General features: G+C 58.3%; 14 protein-coding genes and 1 tRNA gene. 6 read left to right on the top strand and 9 right to left on the bottom strand.

Annotated elements, in window-relative coordinates:
• The first annotated feature begins 79 nt into the window (after positions 1 to 79).
• The 4 genes from AB7D48_RS12450 to qhpR all read left to right on the top strand — a co-directional run bounded on the left by AB7D48_RS12450 (position 80) and on the right by qhpR (position 4,230).
• Positions 80 to 1,384: a glutamine synthetase family protein gene (locus tag AB7D48_RS12450; RefSeq protein ID WP_427979577.1), complete on the top strand. Its 1,305-nt coding sequence runs from the start codon at positions 80 to 82 to the stop codon at positions 1,382 to 1,384.
• Between the two features lie 3 nt (positions 1,385 to 1,387).
• Complete coding sequence (locus tag AB7D48_RS12455) at positions 1,388 to 1,801, top strand: Rid family hydrolase (protein ID WP_427979580.1); 414 nt, start codon at positions 1,388 to 1,390, stop codon at positions 1,799 to 1,801.
• Complete coding sequence (locus tag AB7D48_RS12460; RefSeq protein ID WP_427979582.1) at positions 1,798 to 3,084, top strand: NAD(P)/FAD-dependent oxidoreductase; 1,287 nt, start codon at positions 1,798 to 1,800, stop codon at positions 3,082 to 3,084. Before AB7D48_RS12455 ends, AB7D48_RS12460 begins: the two co-directional genes overlap by 4 nt.
• Positions 3,085 to 3,297: 213 nt before the next feature.
• Positions 3,298 to 4,230 (top strand): AraC-like transcriptional regulator QhpR, encoded by a 933-nt coding sequence (gene qhpR / locus AB7D48_RS12465; RefSeq protein WP_427979584.1) that lies wholly within the window; start codon positions 3,298 to 3,300, stop codon positions 4,228 to 4,230.
• Positions 4,231 to 4,240: 10 nt separating this feature from the next.
• Here the strand turns inward: qhpR and AB7D48_RS12470 are convergent, their stop codons facing one another.
• From AB7D48_RS12470 to AB7D48_RS12485, 4 genes are read right to left on the bottom strand one after another with little or no spacing between them, the layout of a single operon-like run.
• Positions 4,241 to 5,326: an ABC transporter ATP-binding protein gene (locus tag AB7D48_RS12470; RefSeq protein ID WP_427979587.1), complete on the bottom strand. Its 1,086-nt coding sequence runs from the start codon at positions 5,324 to 5,326 to the stop codon at positions 4,241 to 4,243.
• A 9-nt stretch (positions 5,327 to 5,335) separates the two neighbouring features.
• Positions 5,336 to 6,157 carry a carbohydrate ABC transporter permease gene (locus AB7D48_RS12475; protein ID WP_427979629.1) on the bottom strand — a complete coding sequence of 274 codons (822 nt, stop codon included), beginning with the start codon at positions 6,155 to 6,157 and terminating at the stop codon, positions 5,336 to 5,338.
• A gap of 5 nt (positions 6,158 to 6,162) precedes the next feature.
• The gene (locus tag AB7D48_RS12480; protein WP_427979589.1) at positions 6,163 to 7,035 is read right to left on the bottom strand and encodes a carbohydrate ABC transporter permease; all 873 of its coding nucleotides are present in this window, start codon (positions 7,033 to 7,035) and stop codon (positions 6,163 to 6,165) included.
• A complete protein-coding gene (locus tag AB7D48_RS12485; RefSeq protein ID WP_427979591.1) occupies positions 7,032 to 8,336 on the bottom strand; it encodes an ABC transporter substrate-binding protein in 1,305 nt (434 codons plus the stop codon). The genes AB7D48_RS12480 and AB7D48_RS12485 overlap by 4 nt, the downstream gene beginning before the upstream one ends.
• Before the next feature lie 376 nt (positions 8,337 to 8,712).
• On the opposite strand from AB7D48_RS12485, the gene AB7D48_RS12490 reads away from it, so the two are divergent.
• Positions 8,713 to 9,414 (top strand): HAD family hydrolase, encoded by a 702-nt coding sequence (locus AB7D48_RS12490; RefSeq protein WP_427979593.1) that lies wholly within the window; start codon positions 8,713 to 8,715, stop codon positions 9,412 to 9,414.
• A 67-nt stretch (positions 9,415 to 9,481) separates the two neighbouring features.
• Here the strand turns inward: AB7D48_RS12490 and AB7D48_RS12495 are convergent, their stop codons facing one another.
• Positions 9,482 to 10,849 (bottom strand): mannitol dehydrogenase family protein, encoded by a 1,368-nt coding sequence (locus tag AB7D48_RS12495; RefSeq protein ID WP_427979595.1) that lies wholly within the window; start codon positions 10,847 to 10,849, stop codon positions 9,482 to 9,484.
• A gap of 18 nt (positions 10,850 to 10,867) precedes the next feature.
• Between AB7D48_RS12495 and AB7D48_RS12500 the strand changes: the two genes are divergently transcribed.
• Positions 10,868 to 11,128, top strand: a complete 261-nt coding sequence (locus tag AB7D48_RS12500) for a hypothetical protein (protein ID WP_427979597.1) — start codon at positions 10,868 to 10,870, stop codon at positions 11,126 to 11,128.
• Between the two features lie 772 nt (positions 11,129 to 11,900).
• Here AB7D48_RS12500 and AB7D48_RS12505 read toward each other — a convergent pair.
• The 4 genes from AB7D48_RS12505 to AB7D48_RS12520 form a co-directional block, all read right to left on the bottom strand.
• Positions 11,901 to 11,975 (bottom strand) — tRNA-Thr (locus AB7D48_RS12505).
• A gap of 131 nt (positions 11,976 to 12,106) precedes the next feature.
• Entirely contained in the window at positions 12,107 to 13,381 is a 1,275-nt protein-coding gene (locus AB7D48_RS12510) for an NAD(P)/FAD-dependent oxidoreductase (RefSeq protein ID WP_427979599.1), read from the bottom strand.
• A complete protein-coding gene (locus AB7D48_RS12515; RefSeq protein WP_427979601.1) occupies positions 13,374 to 13,778 on the bottom strand; it encodes a hypothetical protein in 405 nt (134 codons plus the stop codon). The genes AB7D48_RS12510 and AB7D48_RS12515 overlap by 8 nt, the downstream gene beginning before the upstream one ends.
• A gap of 93 nt (positions 13,779 to 13,871) precedes the next feature.
• Positions 13,872 to 16,661 (bottom strand): [protein-PII] uridylyltransferase, encoded by a 2,790-nt coding sequence (locus tag AB7D48_RS12520; RefSeq protein WP_427979631.1) that lies wholly within the window; start codon positions 16,659 to 16,661, stop codon positions 13,872 to 13,874.
• Between the last annotated feature and the right edge of the window lie 40 nt (positions 16,662 to 16,701).

The raw sequence follows: 16,701 nt of genomic DNA on the forward strand, positions 1-16,701 counted from the left end.
TCTTCGAACTTTCATGAAACTCAGCCCCTTTTTCATAAAGGGGCTTTTCTCGAAATCCCTTCAGTAAGTGGCAATCATCATGACTGACAAACCGATTTTTCCCTTGCCTGAAGGCACTCATACCATTGCCATGGGTGTGGGTGACCTCAACGGCATTATGCGTGGCAAGCGTTTTCCGGCCAGTCATTGGCCCAGTGTTTGTAAATCCGGCAACGCTGTTTCCATCGCCATGATGGCGCTCGATATGACGTGCGATGTCTGGGATACACCGTATGTTAGTTTTTCTAATGGGTTTCCCGACATGCATATATTTCCCCTGCATGCGCCTGTTGCCGTGCCGTGGGAGCCTGGCGTTGCTTTTTGCCTGGGCTATGCCGAGGGCATGAATCATAAACCCGTGCCCATAGATCCTCGCAATGCCCTGCTGCGTCAGATCGACCGTGCGAATGCTCTCGGTTTTGAGATTAAGGTTGGCGCCGAGCTTGAGTTTTATCTTGTTGACCCTGCGACCAAATGTCCCGTTGAAAAGGGTATTCAGGTCTATTCGCTCGCCCGTGCCGCGCAGAATGAATATGTGTTGGGTCCAATTCGCCAGATGATCAATGAGATGGGAATCCCCATCGAACAATCGAATCCAGAATATGCGGCGGGCCAGGCGGAGGTGAATATTCGCTATGCCGATGCTTTGACGTCCGCCGATAATGTCGTCAAATTCCGCAATCTGGTGAAGGAGCTCGCGCACACCAAGGGGCTACTCGCCACCTTCATGGCGAAGCCTTTTATCGACCAGTCCGGCAACGGGTTTCACGCGCATTATTCGGTCTGGAAGGGCGGCAAGAATGTTTTCGCCGATCATGGGCATTTGAGCCGTATTGGGCTTTCTTTCCTCGCCGGGTTGCAAAAACGCATGGCCGAGGTCACGCTGGCGGGCTCCACGACGCCCAATGCCATGCGTCGTCGTTTACCCTATACATTCTGCCCCACCAATGCGAATTGGGGATTTGATAACCGCACTGTTGGGTTGCGTGTGATTGAAGGGGCCGATGCCGCCGTGCGGATCGAGAAGAGAGACGCGGCCGCCGATTGTAACCCGTATTATCTGATGGCGGCCGATATCGCGGCTGGGCTCGATGGGGTCGAGCAGGGGCTTGAGCCGAGCGAGCCTTGTGTGGGCGATGGCTATGCCCCGGGATGCGAGGGAGCGGGAGCGTTACCCAAAACCATGCCCGAAGCGGTTGCGCTGGCCGAAAAATCCGCCTTTTTGCGCAATGCCTTGGGGGACGACCGTCTGACCATTCTCGCTCAGCAGGCGCGGCGTGAAATCGATTTTGTCGCCGCTCAGGTGACGCCTGTTGAGATCGAGCGTTATTTGGGGAATTTCTGAACCATGAGTGTACAAAAATATTTTTCCGGCGGGCGCTTCGAGGTCGTTGGGTCCTATGCGCGCGGCAAGCGTGTGGGGCCTTATGTGTTTATCGCGGGCACCACCGCGGTGAATGAGCAAAACGAGGTGCATGCGCCGAACGATGCTTATGAGCAGACCATCTTCGTCATGAAACGTATCGAACAAGCGTTGCGGGAGCTTGGCGCGGAACTCAAACATGTTGTGCGTACCGTGGTTTTTCTATCCGACATGAAAAACGGGGTGGCTGGGTTCGTCAAAGCCCATGGCGAGGTATTCAAGGGGATCGACCCGGTTTCCACCGGTGTCGAGGCGGGTTTGACGCGGCCAGGCATGATGGTTGAAATTCAGGTCGACGCGATTATCCATGATGAGGACGGAAAGCTGCTCGACAGATGAGCCTGTACCGTAAAATCGATGGCGACACGGATCTTCCCGATGAAGTTGATGTGGTGATCATCGGTGGCGGAATCATTGGCGCCAGCACCGCGCTCGAACTCGCGGAGCGTGGCCATCGCGTGGCTTTGTGTGAAAAAGGCGAGATTGGCGCTGAGCAATCTTGCCGTAATTGGGGGTGGGTACGCCGCCAGGGGCGAGACCCGGCGGAAATTCCCCTTGCCATTGAAGCCAAGCGGCTTTGGCCTGAATTACGACAGCGGGTGGGGGCGGAAACAGGCTATGTTGAAAGCGGCATCCTTTATGCCGCCGCCAATGCCCGCGAGATGGCCAATCACGAGGCTTGGTTCGCCAAGACACGTGCTTTTGGGCTGGAATCGAAGCTGCTTTCCGCCGTGGAGCTTGCGAATATGCTCCCCGGCACGGGGCGCCACTTTCGTGGCGGGTTGTACACCGCCCAGGATGGCCGGTCCGAGCCTTCGCTAGCAACCGCCGCCATTGCCGAAGGGGCAAGGGCAAAGGGCGCGGTGCTGCTCACGAACTGTGCGGTTCGCGGCATTGACACTCAGGCCGGGAAAGTGAGCGGCGTGGTGAGCGAACGTGGGTTGATCAAATGCGGTGCGGCGCTGGTGGCGGCAGGCGCCTGGACGCGCCTGTTCACGGGCAATCTCGGCATTCATTTTAAGCAATTGCTCGTGCGCGCGACAGTCGCGCGAATTGAACACAACCAACGGGTGCCGCAATTCGCCGTCGGTGGTACGGATTTCGCTTGTCGCAGGCGTCTGGATGGTGGTTATTCAATTGCCGTGCGCAATGCCAATATTGTCGAACTGGGGTTGGATAATTTGCTGCTCGCCCGGGATTTCCTACCCGCCTTCCGTGCGGGATGGCGCGAATTGCAATTGCGCCTCGGCCCCAATACGCTGAATAGCTTTATCACGGCACGGCATTGGCCCAGTACCGAGCCGACCATTTTTGAACGGATCCGCATCAACAGTACTGCTCCATATGGCGACTTGCCGCAAAAGGCATTGCAAAATCTGGTTAAAGCCGTGCCGGGCTTCGTGGGGGCGCGAATCACCGATGCATGGTCCGGCATGATAGATACCACTCCCAACGCCTTGCCGGTCATCTCGGCTTTGCCTCTTCCCGGTTTGTTCATGGCCAGCGGGTTTTCCGGGCATGGGTTTGGCATCGGCTTGGCGGCGGGGCGACTGGCGGCTGAGCTGATGACCGGTAAGGCGCCGTTTACCGATCCGGCACCATTCCGCTTTAACGCGGGATGACATGGAATGCGCGGCCTCGCGGATCAGTCATGGGGCTGTTCCTGGCCGCCATATTTTAATGCCTAAGGCAGGTACGAAATTTGCTTGGATGCAGGCATGCGCGATGAAACAAGGTTTGTTTTGCCATCAACCTCCGCGATCAATGCCGGTATAGCCCGCGAAGCGTTGCTGGCGATTACACGGGGGCGGCCGCATTTGGCCCATCTTGGGCAAATGACCGGCGGTTCTGTGGCGTTGGACCAGGCGATGGACGAAGCTTTTCCGCTTGCGACCTTCACATCGCTGCTGGAGGCCGCCGCCATGGAATTGGCCGATACCACATTCGGTCTCAATCTCGGGCGTGATTTTCACATCAGCGCATTTGGTAAGCTGGGCGCGTTGATGCAGGCGGCTCCCAATATGGGGGAGGCCATCAGCGCCTTTGTCGGTTATTTTGGGCTGGTGCAGACCAATACCACCAACCGCCTGAGTGTGAGTAATGGTGTTGCGCGGTTATCTTATGCCATCACCGACAATGCGGTACGTTGCAGGGTCCAGGATGCCAATTTCACCATTGCCATGGAGGACGGGTTTTTGCGCACCTTGCTGGGGCCTGCTTGGCGGAAGCAGGGGGTTGAACTGGCCCATGGACCAGATGACATGCTGGACGCCTATCAGGCTCAGTTTGATTGTCCTTTGCGGTTTGGTGCAACGCATAACGCGATTTTATTTCCGGCGGCGCTGCTGGCCCGCCAGCCTTTGGGGGCCAATGAGGCGCGCTTTAACATGCTGCGCGCGGAACTTGACGATGAACTCAGGTTGCATGAACGTCGCCTCGACTGGCAAAGCGGGTTGGAAGCGTGGATCAATGCCTGCTTATGTCACGGGCTGCGCATGGATATTGAAGACGCCGCGGCGGATTTCGGTTTGAGCCAGCGCAGCCTGCAGAGGCGCTTGACCGAACTGGGGCTGAATTTCATGCAGCTACGCAACCAGGTGCGCACGCGGTTGGGGCAGTCCTTATTAATAAAGACTTCACTGCCCATCACCGCCATTGGTGAGCGGTTGGGCTATAGTGAAACCAGTGCGTTCTCACGCGCCTTCAGGGCTCAGACAGGGCTGTCTCCAGTTTCTTACCGGCGCCGTGGTGGTCTGACGCGGCAATAGGCACAGTCCCTTATGCCGCGCGTAGGGCTTGGCCGGATTTGTCGAACAGGCAAGCGCGTTCAAGCCGGGGGGTGATGCCGACCCGTTCGCCGGGTTTTGCCGGTTGATCCGGCGCGGCCTTCACGATTATGCCCTCCGTGCCTGGGACCTCGACATAAACCAGAGTTTCCGAGCCAAGATGTTCGACGACATCGATCTTGCCATGCAGCAGGCCGTTTGCGTCCAGATCCAGCGTTTCGGGGCGCAGCCCCAGCGTCAACTCCTCACCTGGCGTTAGTTTGGCGGAGGGGCTGGCGACATCGACCGTGGCGCCCCCCGGGAGCGCGAGCGATACGGAAGTTCCGCTCGCCGATGTCACTTTCGTGGAGATCATGTTCATGCGTGGAGCGCCGATGAACTCCGCCACGAAGCGTGTGGCGGGTGTATGGTACAGCTCCATGGGGGTGCCCACCTGTTCGATATGGCCGCCATTGAGCACCACAATTCTGTCCGCCATGGTCATGGCCTCGACCTGATCGTGGGTGACATAGATCATCGTGGATTCGAGGTCGTGGTGCAACTTGGCGATTTCCGCGCGCATCTGCATACGCAGCGCCGCGTCGAGATTAGATAAAGGCTCATCGAAGAGAAAACATTTGGGATGGCGCACAATAGCCCGCCCGATGGCGACACGCTGGCGTTGCCCGCCGGAGAGCATGCGCGGGCGGCGTTTGAGAAGCGCTTCGAGCTGTAGAATACGTGCCGCTTCCTGTACCTTTTCCTCGATCTCCGCTTTGGGGCGCTTGGCCATCTTCAGCGAAAATCCCATATTTTCCGCGACGCTCATGTGCGGATACAGCGCATAGGACTGGAAAACCATGGCCAGTTCGCGCTTATCCGCTGGAATGTCGTTCGAGAGCGCGCCATCAATGTAAAGCTCGCCGGATGTGATCGATTCCAACCCGGCGATCATACGCAGCAAGGTTGATTTGCCGCAGCCGGACGGGCCGACGAAAACAACGAACTCCCTGTCGGCAATGGAGAGATTTATGCCTTTCACGACCTCCGTGCTGGTGCCGTAGGTCTTGCGGATATTGCGTAGTTCGAGAGTGGCCATGAGAGGCTCCTATTTGACCGCGCCGAAAGTGAGACCGCGGACGAGATGGCGTTGCGTGAGGGCTCCGAAGATCAGCACCGGCGCGACCGTAACCACGGAAGCGGCCGATAATTTGGCCCAGAACAAGCCCTCAGGCTGCGAGAAACGGGTGATGAAGGAGGCGAGCGTGCCGGCATGCGCGGCCGTGAGGTTGATGGCCCAGAAGGACTCGTTCCAGGCGAAGATGATGCAGAGCAGCGCCGTGGACGCGATGCCCGGTGCGGCCAATGGCAGCAGCAGATGGATCATTTGCTGGCGGGTGCTGACGCCATCCACCTTCGCGGCTTCCAGGATGGCGTTTGGAATGTCCCGGAAGAAGGAATACAGCATCCAGACCACCAGGGGCAGGTTCATCAACATGTTCAGGATGATCAGCCCGGTGCGTGTATCCAGCAATCCGACATCGCGATAGATGAGATAAACCGGCACCAGGGCACCAACGGGCGGTAGCATCTTGGTGGACAGCATCCAGACCAGAATGCCTTGCGTGCCCTTTCCGGGACGGAAGGCCAGCGCATAGGCGGCTGGGAAGGCAATGACGATGGCCAGAAGGGTGGAGCCCAGGCTGACGATGACGCTGTTAAGAGCGAAATTGACATAGCCGGTTCCGTTGAGCGCCGCGGCGAAGCTGCTAAGCACCGGATGAAAGACCAGAAGCGGCGGCATGGCGATGGCCTGACGTTCTGTCTTGAAGGCGGTGACGATCATCCAGATGATCGGAAAGGCAAAGCAGAGCGCCACGAACCAAGCCAGAAGGGCCAGCAAGCGGGTGTTGAAGGAGTTTTGTCGCATGGTCGTCATTTCGTGATCGTGCGGGCAATGCTGCGCAGCAGAAACAGCCCAACCAGATTGGCGAAAACGATTGCCAGCACCCCCGCCGCCGAGGCACCGCCAACGCTGAAATTCAGCAAGGCGCGGATATAGACCAGGAAGGTAAGGGTTGTCGTCGCATCGCCAGGGCCTCCCGCCGTGGTGGTGAGAATTTCGGCGAAGATCGAGAGCAGGAAGATGGTCTCCATCATGATCACGATCGCGGCTGGGCGGCCGAGATGCGGCAGGATGATGTAGCGCAGCCGCGAGAAGGGGCCGGCGCCATCCATCCGGGCGGCTTCGATCTGGTCGGTATCCAGAGATTGCAGGGCTGTGAGCAGGATGAGCGTGGCGAAAGGAACCCACTCCCATGAGATGATGATGATCAGGGCGCTCATCGGGGCGGTGGTGAACCAAGCAATGGCGGGAAGGCCAAGAAGATGCAGGCACCAGGCGATGAAACCGCTGAGCGGGTCAAGCAGCAGGTTTTTCCAGATCAGCGCCGCCACGGGTGGCATGACGAAGAAGGGTGAGATGGTGAGCAGCCGGGCCGCCGAGCGTCCCGGAAACTCCTGCGAGAGTAGCAGCGCGAGCAAGGTGCCCAGGACGAGCGAGATGATCAGCACGCTGGCCACCAGCACGATGCTGTTGAGGATCGCATCCAATGCCGTTGGGTCGGCGAAGAGGAAACGATAATTGGCGATACCGACGAAAAGATGTCGATGCGGCTGCAAGAGGTTGTAATAATGAAACGAATACCACAACGTCATGGCCAGCGGCACGACGGCCCAAAGTGCTAGGACCGCGATGGCGGGTGACAAGAACGGCCAGCGGGCCGGGAGCGCTGTTCGACGGCTCATTTCTTCAGATACCCCGCGGCTTCAACGGCCAGTTTGGTGGTGCGCTGGGCGCGCGCGAGGGCTTGCTTGACGCTCATCCGCCCCGCCAGGGCGGCTGCCATGTCTTGCCCCACGGTCGTGCCAATGCCGGTGAAAATCGGAATATCCACATACTGGATGCCAATATAAGGCACGGGCAGGGCGGAGGGGTGTGCCGTGTCGGCTGATTTGATGGCTTCTTCCACAAGCGGAGCAAAGGGGGCGGCCTGTTCATAGGCTGGGTTGTCGTAGGTCGATTGGCGAGTGCCGGCGGGAACGCCGACCCAGCCATGGGTTTGGGCGACCAGCCGGATATATTGCTTGGATGTCACCCAGGCGATGAACTTCTCCGCTGCCTGCTTCTTGTGCGAAGTCACGGGAATGGCGAAAGCCCAGGACCAGAGCCAGTGAGAGCCGGCGGTGGTGCTCTCTTCAGGGGCTTGGGCGACACCGGTGACCTTGGCAACGCGGGAACTATGCGGGTCGAACAACGTCCCGGCGGCGACGGTGGAATCGACCCAGATGCCGCATTTGCCGGAAGCAAACAGAGCCAGATTTTCTGTGAAACCGTTGGAGGCGGCGTTGGGCGGCCCATCCTTGCGCAACAGCCTGACGTAATAGGAAATAGCGGTTTCCCATTGCGGGCTGGTGAGTTGCGGTGTCCAGTTCATGTCGAACCAGCGTCCGCCAAAGGCGTTCACCAAGGTGGAAATGAAGGCCATGTTTTCCCCGAAGCCGGGCAGGCCACGTAGGCAGATGCCATAGATGCCGTGTTTCTTGTCGGTAATTTTGTCGGCAAACTGAGCAATTTCGCTGTAGGTCGGATGCGCCGGCATGGTTAGCCCCGCCTTGGCGAAGAGATCCTTGCGGTAATAGGTCATTGAGCTTTCCGCATAGAAGGGCAAGGCATAAATGCTTCCCTTATAGGATAGCTCGTCACGGACGGTCTGAAAAATATCGTTGAGATCGTAGGCCGGGCCAGGATCGGGGATTTTCGCCAGCCATCCCGCATTGGCCCATAACGGCACTTCATAAGGGCCGATCATCACCGCGTCGAACGTGCCGGAATGGGTGGCGACATCCATTGTCACACGCTGGCGCAGTCGGTTCTCGGGCAGCATCACCCAGTTGATGTGAATGCCTGTCTTTTTGGTAAAGAAGGGAGCTAGATGTTCGACGGTGACCATGTCTGGATTATTGACCATCGCCACCGTAATTGTTTCGGCTTTCGCTTGAGCGGACAAGCCGAAAAAAAGCAAGCTGGTGGCAAGAAGCCGTTGCATGGTTGATGTTTTTTTGTACACAGCCATGGGCATGTTGAAACGTGATTAGGCAGTATCGTCAAGTTTTTTTACAAAAAACTTCAATGTTTTTTCTGGAAAATTTTCTGCGCATTGGATATGTTCTTCTGCTTTCCTTCTTTTTTGAAGAAATGCAGAATTCAAAAAGAATATATTTCATTTGTTTCTCAAAAACATCGTATAATTCCTGGTTTCAGTAAAAATCCTTTGGTCCGGCTTGTCCGTGTCGGTTGTCTGCATGAGGGCATTCAACTAAATAGCAGTGAGATATTCTGATCGGTCGCGTGAAATATTTTTCAAGCCGGTTCCATGAATTTGATCCGCCGACATTGAGGCGGGCTGTTTGAAAGGACATTTGATGACGTTGCATGCACAAGGCGCATTACCGATTGAGGCCGTGATTTTCGATATGGACGGCTTGTTGCTGGACACGGAAACGTTGGCCATGGAAGCGCTGGTGAGTGCTGGCAAGGCGCTTGGATACGATATGCCAAATGAGTTCTGTTATCTGATGATCGGCGCGCCGGCGGATAAATGCCGTGCGTTGGTGACGGAGCATTATGGCGCGGATTTTCCGCTTGAGAAATATTTTGCCACCCAGGAAGTGCATTTGCGCGAAATGGTCGATTCAGGAAAACTTCGCCTGAAGCTTGGCGTTGTGGATATGTTGGACGATCTGGAGCGCCGGGGCCTCAAGCGTGCCATTGCCACCTCTTCGAGCCGGGTTAGGACGGATCACCATTTGCAGCTTGCGGGAATCGCACACCGTTTCCCCCATATTGTCACACGTGACGATGTAAGCCGTGGCAAGCCGAATCCCGACCCTTATTTAAAGGCGGCGGGGCTTCTGGGGGTGGAACCGGCGCGTTGCCTGGCATTCGAGGATTCATACAATGGGGTGAGGGCGGCACATGCGGCGGGCATGCGGGTGATCATGGTGCCAGATCTGCTGCCGCCGACCGATGAAATGCATGGCATGGCCTATAAAGTGGTGAGCAATCTGAACGATGCGGCACCCTATATCGGCCTGTTGCAAAACCCTGCGGTTGTCGCCGGGTAACTGAAGCGGGCTGAATAATAAGGATGGGCTCGCTCTGCGAGCCCATCCTTATATTAGTCCCAGTATTTTAGAGGGCGGTATGGCCTCTCTGAGAGAGGAGACGCCGCCGTAGCACCTCGCGAACCGGCAATTTGGCGAGATCCTCCAGTGAGGCGGCCAGCTGCTGTACGATGGTCTCGTGATCGGGCAGTTCCGGCCCAAAAATCTCGGTCTGCGCCAGAAAGCGACGGGCCTGAAGTAATGGATCGGCGGCCGTTTCGTTGAACAGGGCACTCAGAGCATCTTTGCGTGGGTCGGTGACATGCAGATGCGGTGCCTTGGGTCCTTGTGGCGCAAACCAGCGAATCCATGCCGCCATGGTGAGGATCGCACAGGGGGTGGCGCGACCGGCGGAGAGGTTTTCACGCAAGGGGCGAACCAGCCTCGTCGCCATTTTCGTGGACCCGTTACGGCCGATACGGCTGACATCATGCCGGATCGCGGGGTTGCACAGGCGCTCGGTAAGTTGCGCCACATAGCCCGAAAGCTCCGTGGGAGACATCGACAATGTCATGCCTTGCTCGCGAAGCATGAAGCTTTCGGCGAAGGCCGCGAAAAGTGGGTCGCTCATTGTGTCGGCTATGGTCTTGTAGCCGGCTAGACCACCCAGATAGGCCAGCAGCATGTGGGTGCCATTGAGTAGGCGCAGCTTCGCCAGTTCGAAGGGGCGGGCGTCGGCGACGAAGCGGGCCCCGGCGAGATCCCAGCGTGGACGAGCCCCCTGGAAATCCTCGATGATCCATTGTGCGAAGGGTTCCATGGAGACGGGAGCGGCATCCTGCAGCCCGGTCAGGCGCTCTGCATCCTCATGGTCGGCGTGAGTCAGGGTCGGTACGATACGGTCGACCATCGTGCCAGGGAATGTCACATGACTCTCGATCCAGCTCGCCAGTTTATCGTCGCGCAAAGCGGCGAAGTTGGCCACGGCGCGTTGGAGCGTTCGCCCGTTTTCCGAGACATTGTCGCAGCTTATGAACACGGGAGGCTTACGTCCGGCGGCGTGAATCTGAGCGAGGCCAGCGGCTATGGCACCCACCGCGCTGCGCGGCCGTTCTGGGTGGCGCAGGTCATGCTGAATGTCACGGTGGGATTCCTGCAGCCTGCCGGTTGTCGGCTCTAGCAGATACCCGGTGGGCGTGACCGTCAGTGTCACGATTTCCGTGGTGGGAGAGGCGATGCGGCGCGGCAACCCGACCGCATCGCTGGGCGCATGCACAATCTCATTCAGCGTGCCGATAATTTCGGCCTTCACGCCTTGAGCGCTGCGTTCGAGTGCGGTGTAAAGCCCGTCCTGAGGACGGAGCTGGTTGGGAACCGTCGGCCTGGTCATGCTGACGGCGGCAATTCCCCATTTCAGGGCATTTCTGCCCTCTGCCTCGATGGCGCGCTGTGTCATGATGGCTTGGTGTGCGCGGTGGAAAGCTCCGCAGCCAAGGTGAAGAATACCCGACGTCAAACCGCCAATATCAAATCCTGGCCGCCGGACGCCGTCTTTCAAAGACTTCAATGCCATGCGGGAAAGTCTCTTGCGCGCTTTTTGTTGTACATTGCCGGAGATAACTTCGCATTGGTTCAACAAAGCGGTAAGGTTTCCTTTCAAAAAATGAAACGTAAAATTGATTCACCGGTATTAATGCCATATTTCAGACAAAAAGATCAAGAAAAAACGAAATAATTTGAAATATCCTGTATTTTTCGGTTGTTTTTTTATTTCTATTTCAAATCTTTTTTCTCTTTGTCTGGTTGTTGTGTATTTTTCTATGACAAAATGAATCCAGGTCAAATGAGTTTGTGGCGAGTTGTTTGGTTTGATAAAAAAATGACTTAATAGAATATGAAGGTGTTGAAGAAAATAACGAAATTGACTGCGAAAATGCGGATAATGCTTGAAAATTCGCTTTGTTAAGCCACATACTAATCCCAGGGTTTTTCTGGATTGTTGCCGTAACGGTACGATCTTGAACGGGTGCTCCTTGAGTATGGCGATCAAAATTTTATTTTAAAATTATAATGAAAAATTGGTTTTGTGCGCGTTGGCGATTATTGCGGTAATTATGGTTTAGTTCGTTGATATTAAATCAAAAATGAAGAGTGCACATTTTATGCGGACAATCATGTGGGGCAAGCTTGATGGCCATGCCGCCTGGAGCTTGAGCTGTTCCGGTTAAATGGCTAAATTTTAGGCATGATGAGGGTGCGGTGCCAGATATATTGGATTGGCGTGCGGGCCAGCCTGCTCGTACTGCTGGGGTGTTCTGGTTGTGTTATGTCTGGCGGGCAGGGGGAAGCGGCGGCTTCCTCTTGCGGTGAACATGTGGCTCTTGCCTCACCGGGAGGCAAAGCTTGTCTTGGGCGAAATATCAGCCAGAAGGGCGGGATACAAATTCATGGAGGCATGACAGCCAGCCTCGGTCAGCGGCCTTAGCCGCGCCGCAGAGGACGGTTTCTGGTGCCGGGTGAGGGATTTGAACCCCCGGCCTTCGGTTTACAAAACCGCTGCACTACCACTGTGCTAACCCGGCATAGAGGTGGCTCTAATGGAAAATCTGGCACGCATCAACCGGCGCTCAGGAGGAGCGCCTCTGGAGAAGTCTAGCTGGTTCAGGGCTGCGCTCGGGGAAATCGGGCTTGAACAAAACAGCCGCTTTCGCGGTCAGATACCCATCCAATCCCGGAAGCGATACCACCAGGATCCGGCGACAGTGAACGGTACCCGTAGGCTCCGCCCGCCGGGAAAGGGGAAATAAGGCAATCCGGCGAAAACGTCGAAACGCTGTGTATCGCCGGTTACCGCCTCCGCAAGGAGGCGCGCCAGCAAATGCGTGGTGGTCACGCCGTGCCCGCTATCGCCATGGGAGAAATATATATTGGGTGCCAGCCGGCCCATTTGCGGAAACCGGGTGAGGGTCAAGGCAAAATTGCCACTCCAGGCGAAATCGATGCGCGCCTCCTTCAGGGTCGGGAAGGTTTTGTACATTAGCGGCAGGATCTTCGCGCGCACACTTTCCGGGTCTTGTCCACCATAGACGATGCCGCCGCCATACAGGATACGGTTATCTGCGGTCCGGCGGAAATAATCGAGAATATAATTGCAGTCCTCAACGCACATATCGGTGGGCAGAAGGGTGGTGGCTTCCTCACCCAGTGGTTCCGTGGCGAGCACCTGGGTGGAGACGGGCATGATCCGCCCTTCCAGCTCCGGCAGCACCCCGCGCAGATAGGCGTTCCCGCAAACCAGGACGGTTTTGGCCCGAACTTGCCCCTGGGCGGTTTTCACGGTCACCCGGTCGCCGGGTTTTATCTCGATGACGGACGAGTTCTCGTGGATGACCCCGCCCAGCGTCTCGAAGGCGCTGGCCTCCCCCTGGACCAGATTGAGTGGGTGCAGGTGCCCGCCCTTGTGGTCGATCAACCCGCCGACATAGCGTTCTGTCTTCACATGGCGTTGCAAGGCGGACTTATCCATGAGCTCGAAATCCTTGAACCCATATTCGGCCCAGACCTTCATATGGTGGGCTAGCCCCCGCATCTGTGAGCCATTGAGTGCCGCAAAGATGCCGCCGGGCTTCAAATCGCACTGAATCCCATATTGCGCGACACGAGCGCGGATGATGTCGCCCCCTTCGCAGGCCATGGCGCCGATCGCGCGGCCCGCGGTGTCGCCATAACGCGTGGCGATGACGTCGAGATTGCGCGAATAGCCATTGACGATTTGTCCGCCATTGCGCCCGGATGCGCCGTAGCCAATCCGTACCCCTTCCAGCAGGATCACCTGAACGCCGCGCTGAACCAGTTCCAGCGCGGCATTCACGCCAGTGAATCCCCCGCCGATCACGCAGACATCGGCTTCGACATTGCTATTCAGCGGTGGACGCGCATCCTGCCTGTTGGCGGTGGCGGCATAATAGGAATTGGCATGGTCAGTCATTTTGGTCCGGTCCCATCAACATGATGCCGAAAATGGCTCCAATTACGCTCATGGTGATTACCATGAGCCTGATTTTGTAGGCTGCGCTCCGGGCCTGGGCCACGGCTTCGCGCTGCATGTTCCGGCTCGCCATGGCCACGCGCGCGGGCAGGGGGCCGGTGCCGTTGATGACAATGGTGGCGGTGTCGGGGTCCACCGCCTTGCGCAAAGCCGCGATGGCCGCCTGCTGCGCGGTGGGGGTTGGCGCGGTCAGCACTGAATCGAGGGCCTGCTGCTGGTGCAGAATATCCACCGCCGGGGCGGGAATGGAGAAACTCGCGAACGTGCCGATCAGCCCCGGAAACAGGAAGCAGCACAGCATGAAGCCGATGCGGGAGGGCGAGACCTTGCGAGCCATGAAGCATCGCATCGTGTTAAAACGCGTCCATGTCAAATGGAAGTCCCATGACGTCCCGCATGGGGACGTGGGGATTTTGCCGGTCAGACCCGTTCAGGCCGCCGCGGCGGCCTGTTTGGAGACATGTTCCGCGGGGTTTGGTGGATCGTCCAGCCCCGGTTTCAGAGCTTCCAGCAAGGCTTGGCGGAGCTGGGAGAGCTTGCGCTCGTTCTCCACTTTCATGCCGAACACGTCCTTGACGTAGAATACGTCCACGGCACGCACGCCATAGGTGGTCACGTGCGCGGAGGCGATTTGCAGCCCCTGCTCGGAAATCGCGGCCGTCACGTCGTGCAGCAGGCCGGGGCGATCGCGCCCATTGACCTCGATGACGGTGTGGCGGTTGGAGGCGCGGTTATCCACCACCACGCGTGGCGGGACATGGATGGCCCGCGTGCGGCCGGGGATAAGGCTCTTGGTGGCTTTACGGATTTCCGCCGCTAACCTGATTCGGCCGGTGAGCGCCTGTTCCACCACGGAGGAGAGCCGGGCTAGCCTGTGTGAGGATTCGAAGGGGCCGCCATTGGCGTCCTGAATCCAGAACGTATCCAGTGCCATGCCATCGGTCAGGGTATGGATGCGCGCATCCACGATCGAGGCGCCGGCGATGGCCAGGGCACCAGCGATACGGCTGAACAACCCGGCATGATCGGCCGTGTAGATCACCACTTCCGTCACCGCGCGGGCGGGCAGGGGCTCGGTCTGGATGGTAAGCGGGGCATGCCGGGACCTGGCGTCGCGGATCATGCGGGCGTGACGTTCGATGCTTTCGGGGTCGAAGCCTAGCCAGTAGCTGGGATAGCCGAGCGAGAGAAAATCCTCCCGCTCCTGGGCGGGCCAGTCCGCCAGCAGGGACGCCACGACCTCCTTGACCCGGGCGATGCGCGTGTCGCGTTCGGTGGTGGAGAGCCCGCCTTCCAGCACTTCGGCCACGCGGGTGTAAAGCTCGCGCAGCAAGGTTGCCTTCCAGCCATTCCAGACCTTGGGGGAGACGGCGCGGATATCGGACACGGTAAGAATTTGCAGCAACCGAAGCCGTTCTGGGCTTTGAATGGAGTCGGCGAGATCCAGGATGGTCTTGGGGTCGTCGATGTCTCGGGAGAAGGCGGTCTGGCTGAGCAGGAGATGGTGCAGAACCAGCCACGAGACCATTTCGGTTTCTTCTTGGTCCAGGCCCAGGGCTGGGCAGATGGTCAGCGCCAGTTCGGCCCCCAGCACGGAATGGTCACCCCCGCGGCCCTTGGCGATATCATGCAGCATCAGGGCCACATATAGCGCGCGGCGGGACTGGATCTGCCCGACAAGCTCGGTGGCCAGTGGAGCGATGTCCTTGAGACGCCCAGCTTCCAGATTATTGAGATTGCGGATGGCTTGCACGGTATGCACATCCACCGTGTAGACATGATAGGTGTCGAACTGCATCTGCCCGACAATGCGCCGCCAGTCCGGTAGATAACGGCCAAGAATGCCGCTTTCATTCAGAACCGCCAGCCACTCCGCAGAGTCGCATTCCTGGTCGGGGATCTCGTCGCTCCCCCCGCAAAGCAGATTGAGAAACAGCGAGGCGGCTTGTTTTTGGCCACGCAATTCAGCCCCTAGATAAGCGGAGCGAATAAGGGTGCGTTTGGCCAGGGGGTGCAGCTTGAGCCCCCTGTCCCGTGCCTCGATGAGAATCCGGAAAATGGATGTCGGGTCGATTTCCGGGTCGTGGCCCGGGGCGAAGGAAATTTGTCCATCCGCCAGAACAAAGCCCGCCGCGATCAGGGAGGCGTCCGTGGCGGGGGCGATGGCGGGTGGCCCCAGGGCGGTGCGGATGAGCGCGGGCTCCAGCACGCCGGTCACGCGCGCCACCTCCCTGACCACCAGGAAATAATGCCGCATGAAGCGTTCCACCCCGTCCTGGCGGCCATGGCGGGTATAGCCCATGCGGGCTCCCACAACGGGTTGCAGGTCGAAGGTCAGGCGTTCCTCGGCCCGGCCCGCGACGTAATGCAGATGGAACCGCACCGTCCACAGATATTCCCATGCGCGCTTGCAGGCTCTGGCTTCCGTTGCCGTGAGAATACCGCCGCCGGGGCTGTCCTTGCCCACTAGCTCGGCCATCGCGAAGGTATTGAATACATAGCGCGAGAGCCAATAAAGTGTCTGCAGATCGCGCAGCCCCCCCTTGCCTTCCTTCACATTGGGCTCGACCATGAAGGGGGTCTCGCCAAAGCGTTTATGCCGCGCGGCGCGTTCGGCTTGTTTGGCATGGATATATTCACTAGGGCCCTCGGCGGCGCAATCGGCGCGGAAGGCGGTCTGGAAATCGGCGAAGAGGCTGCGGTCTCCGGCCAGGCAGCGCGCATCCAGCATGGAGGTGCGGATGGTGACATCTCCCTTTGCCTCGCGCAGGCATTCGGAGAGCGTGCGGGTGGCGTGGCCGACTTTCAGCCCCAGATCCCACAGCAGATAGAGAATGAACTCGACGGTCTTGTTCAGCGCGGCGGAGGAAGACGGGCCGGTGAGAAAAAGCAGGTCTATATCCGAGAAGGGGGCGAGCGTGGCGCGGCCATAGCCACCCGTCGCCGCCATGGCGAGCTTATCCTTCGCCCCAAGCGGCATCACGCGCAGCGTATAGGCGAACAGCATGCCCGCCAGCTCATCCATCAGACGCGCATGCAGCCGGGCCGCTTGCAGGCCGTTCAGCCCGTCCGTCTCGAAGCAGGTTTGCACATAGGTTTGCACCCTGCCGAGCTGGCGGCGAAACGCGGCCAGCGCCTCATCACGGGCGGGGGGCGCCCCGGCCTTCAGAAGTTCGGCGAGGGCGGTGGCGATATCGGGCTGTTTCCTGGCGGCGGGCATGTCGGTCAAGCTAGATCAAACCCCTGGAAGTTGGAATTCA

Source organism: Acidocella sp., from assembly GCF_050253495.1.
Classification (GTDB): Bacteria; Pseudomonadota; Alphaproteobacteria; order Acetobacterales; family Acetobacteraceae; genus Acidocella.

What these genes read in the sequence shown, in the direction of transcription:
- AB7D48_RS12475 (WP_427979629.1), bottom strand. Translation starts at nt 6,157, where the DNA reads ATGCGACAAAACTCCTTCAACACCCGCTTGCTGGCCCTTCTGGCTTGG.
- AB7D48_RS12460 (WP_427979582.1), top strand. Translation starts at nt 1,798, where the DNA reads ATGAGCCTGTACCGTAAAATCGATGGCGACACGGATCTTCCCGATGAA.
- AB7D48_RS12470 (WP_427979587.1), bottom strand. Translation starts at nt 5,326, where the DNA reads ATGGCCACTCTCGAACTACGCAATATCCGCAAGACCTACGGCACCAGC.
- qhpR (WP_427979584.1), top strand. Translation starts at nt 3,298, where the DNA reads ATGACCGGCGGTTCTGTGGCGTTGGACCAGGCGATGGACGAAGCTTTT.
- AB7D48_RS12455 (WP_427979580.1), top strand. Translation starts at nt 1,388, where the DNA reads ATGAGTGTACAAAAATATTTTTCCGGCGGGCGCTTCGAGGTCGTTGGG.
- AB7D48_RS12515 (WP_427979601.1), bottom strand. Translation starts at nt 13,778, where the DNA reads ATGGCTCGCAAGGTCTCGCCCTCCCGCATCGGCTTCATGCTGTGCTGC.
- AB7D48_RS12480 (WP_427979589.1), bottom strand. Translation starts at nt 7,035, where the DNA reads ATGAGCCGTCGAACAGCGCTCCCGGCCCGCTGGCCGTTCTTGTCACCC.
- AB7D48_RS12510 (WP_427979599.1), bottom strand. Translation starts at nt 13,381, where the DNA reads ATGACTGACCATGCCAATTCCTATTATGCCGCCACCGCCAACAGGCAG.
- AB7D48_RS12450 (WP_427979577.1), top strand. Translation starts at nt 80, where the DNA reads ATGACTGACAAACCGATTTTTCCCTTGCCTGAAGGCACTCATACCATT.
- AB7D48_RS12485 (WP_427979591.1), bottom strand. Translation starts at nt 8,336, where the DNA reads ATGCAACGGCTTCTTGCCACCAGCTTGCTTTTTTTCGGCTTGTCCGCT.
- AB7D48_RS12495 (WP_427979595.1), bottom strand. Translation starts at nt 10,849, where the DNA reads ATGACACAGCGCGCCATCGAGGCAGAGGGCAGAAATGCCCTGAAATGG.
- AB7D48_RS12490 (WP_427979593.1), top strand. Translation starts at nt 8,713, where the DNA reads ATGACGTTGCATGCACAAGGCGCATTACCGATTGAGGCCGTGATTTTC.
- AB7D48_RS12520 (WP_427979631.1), bottom strand. Translation starts at nt 16,661, where the DNA reads ATGCCCGCCGCCAGGAAACAGCCCGATATCGCCACCGCCCTCGCCGAA.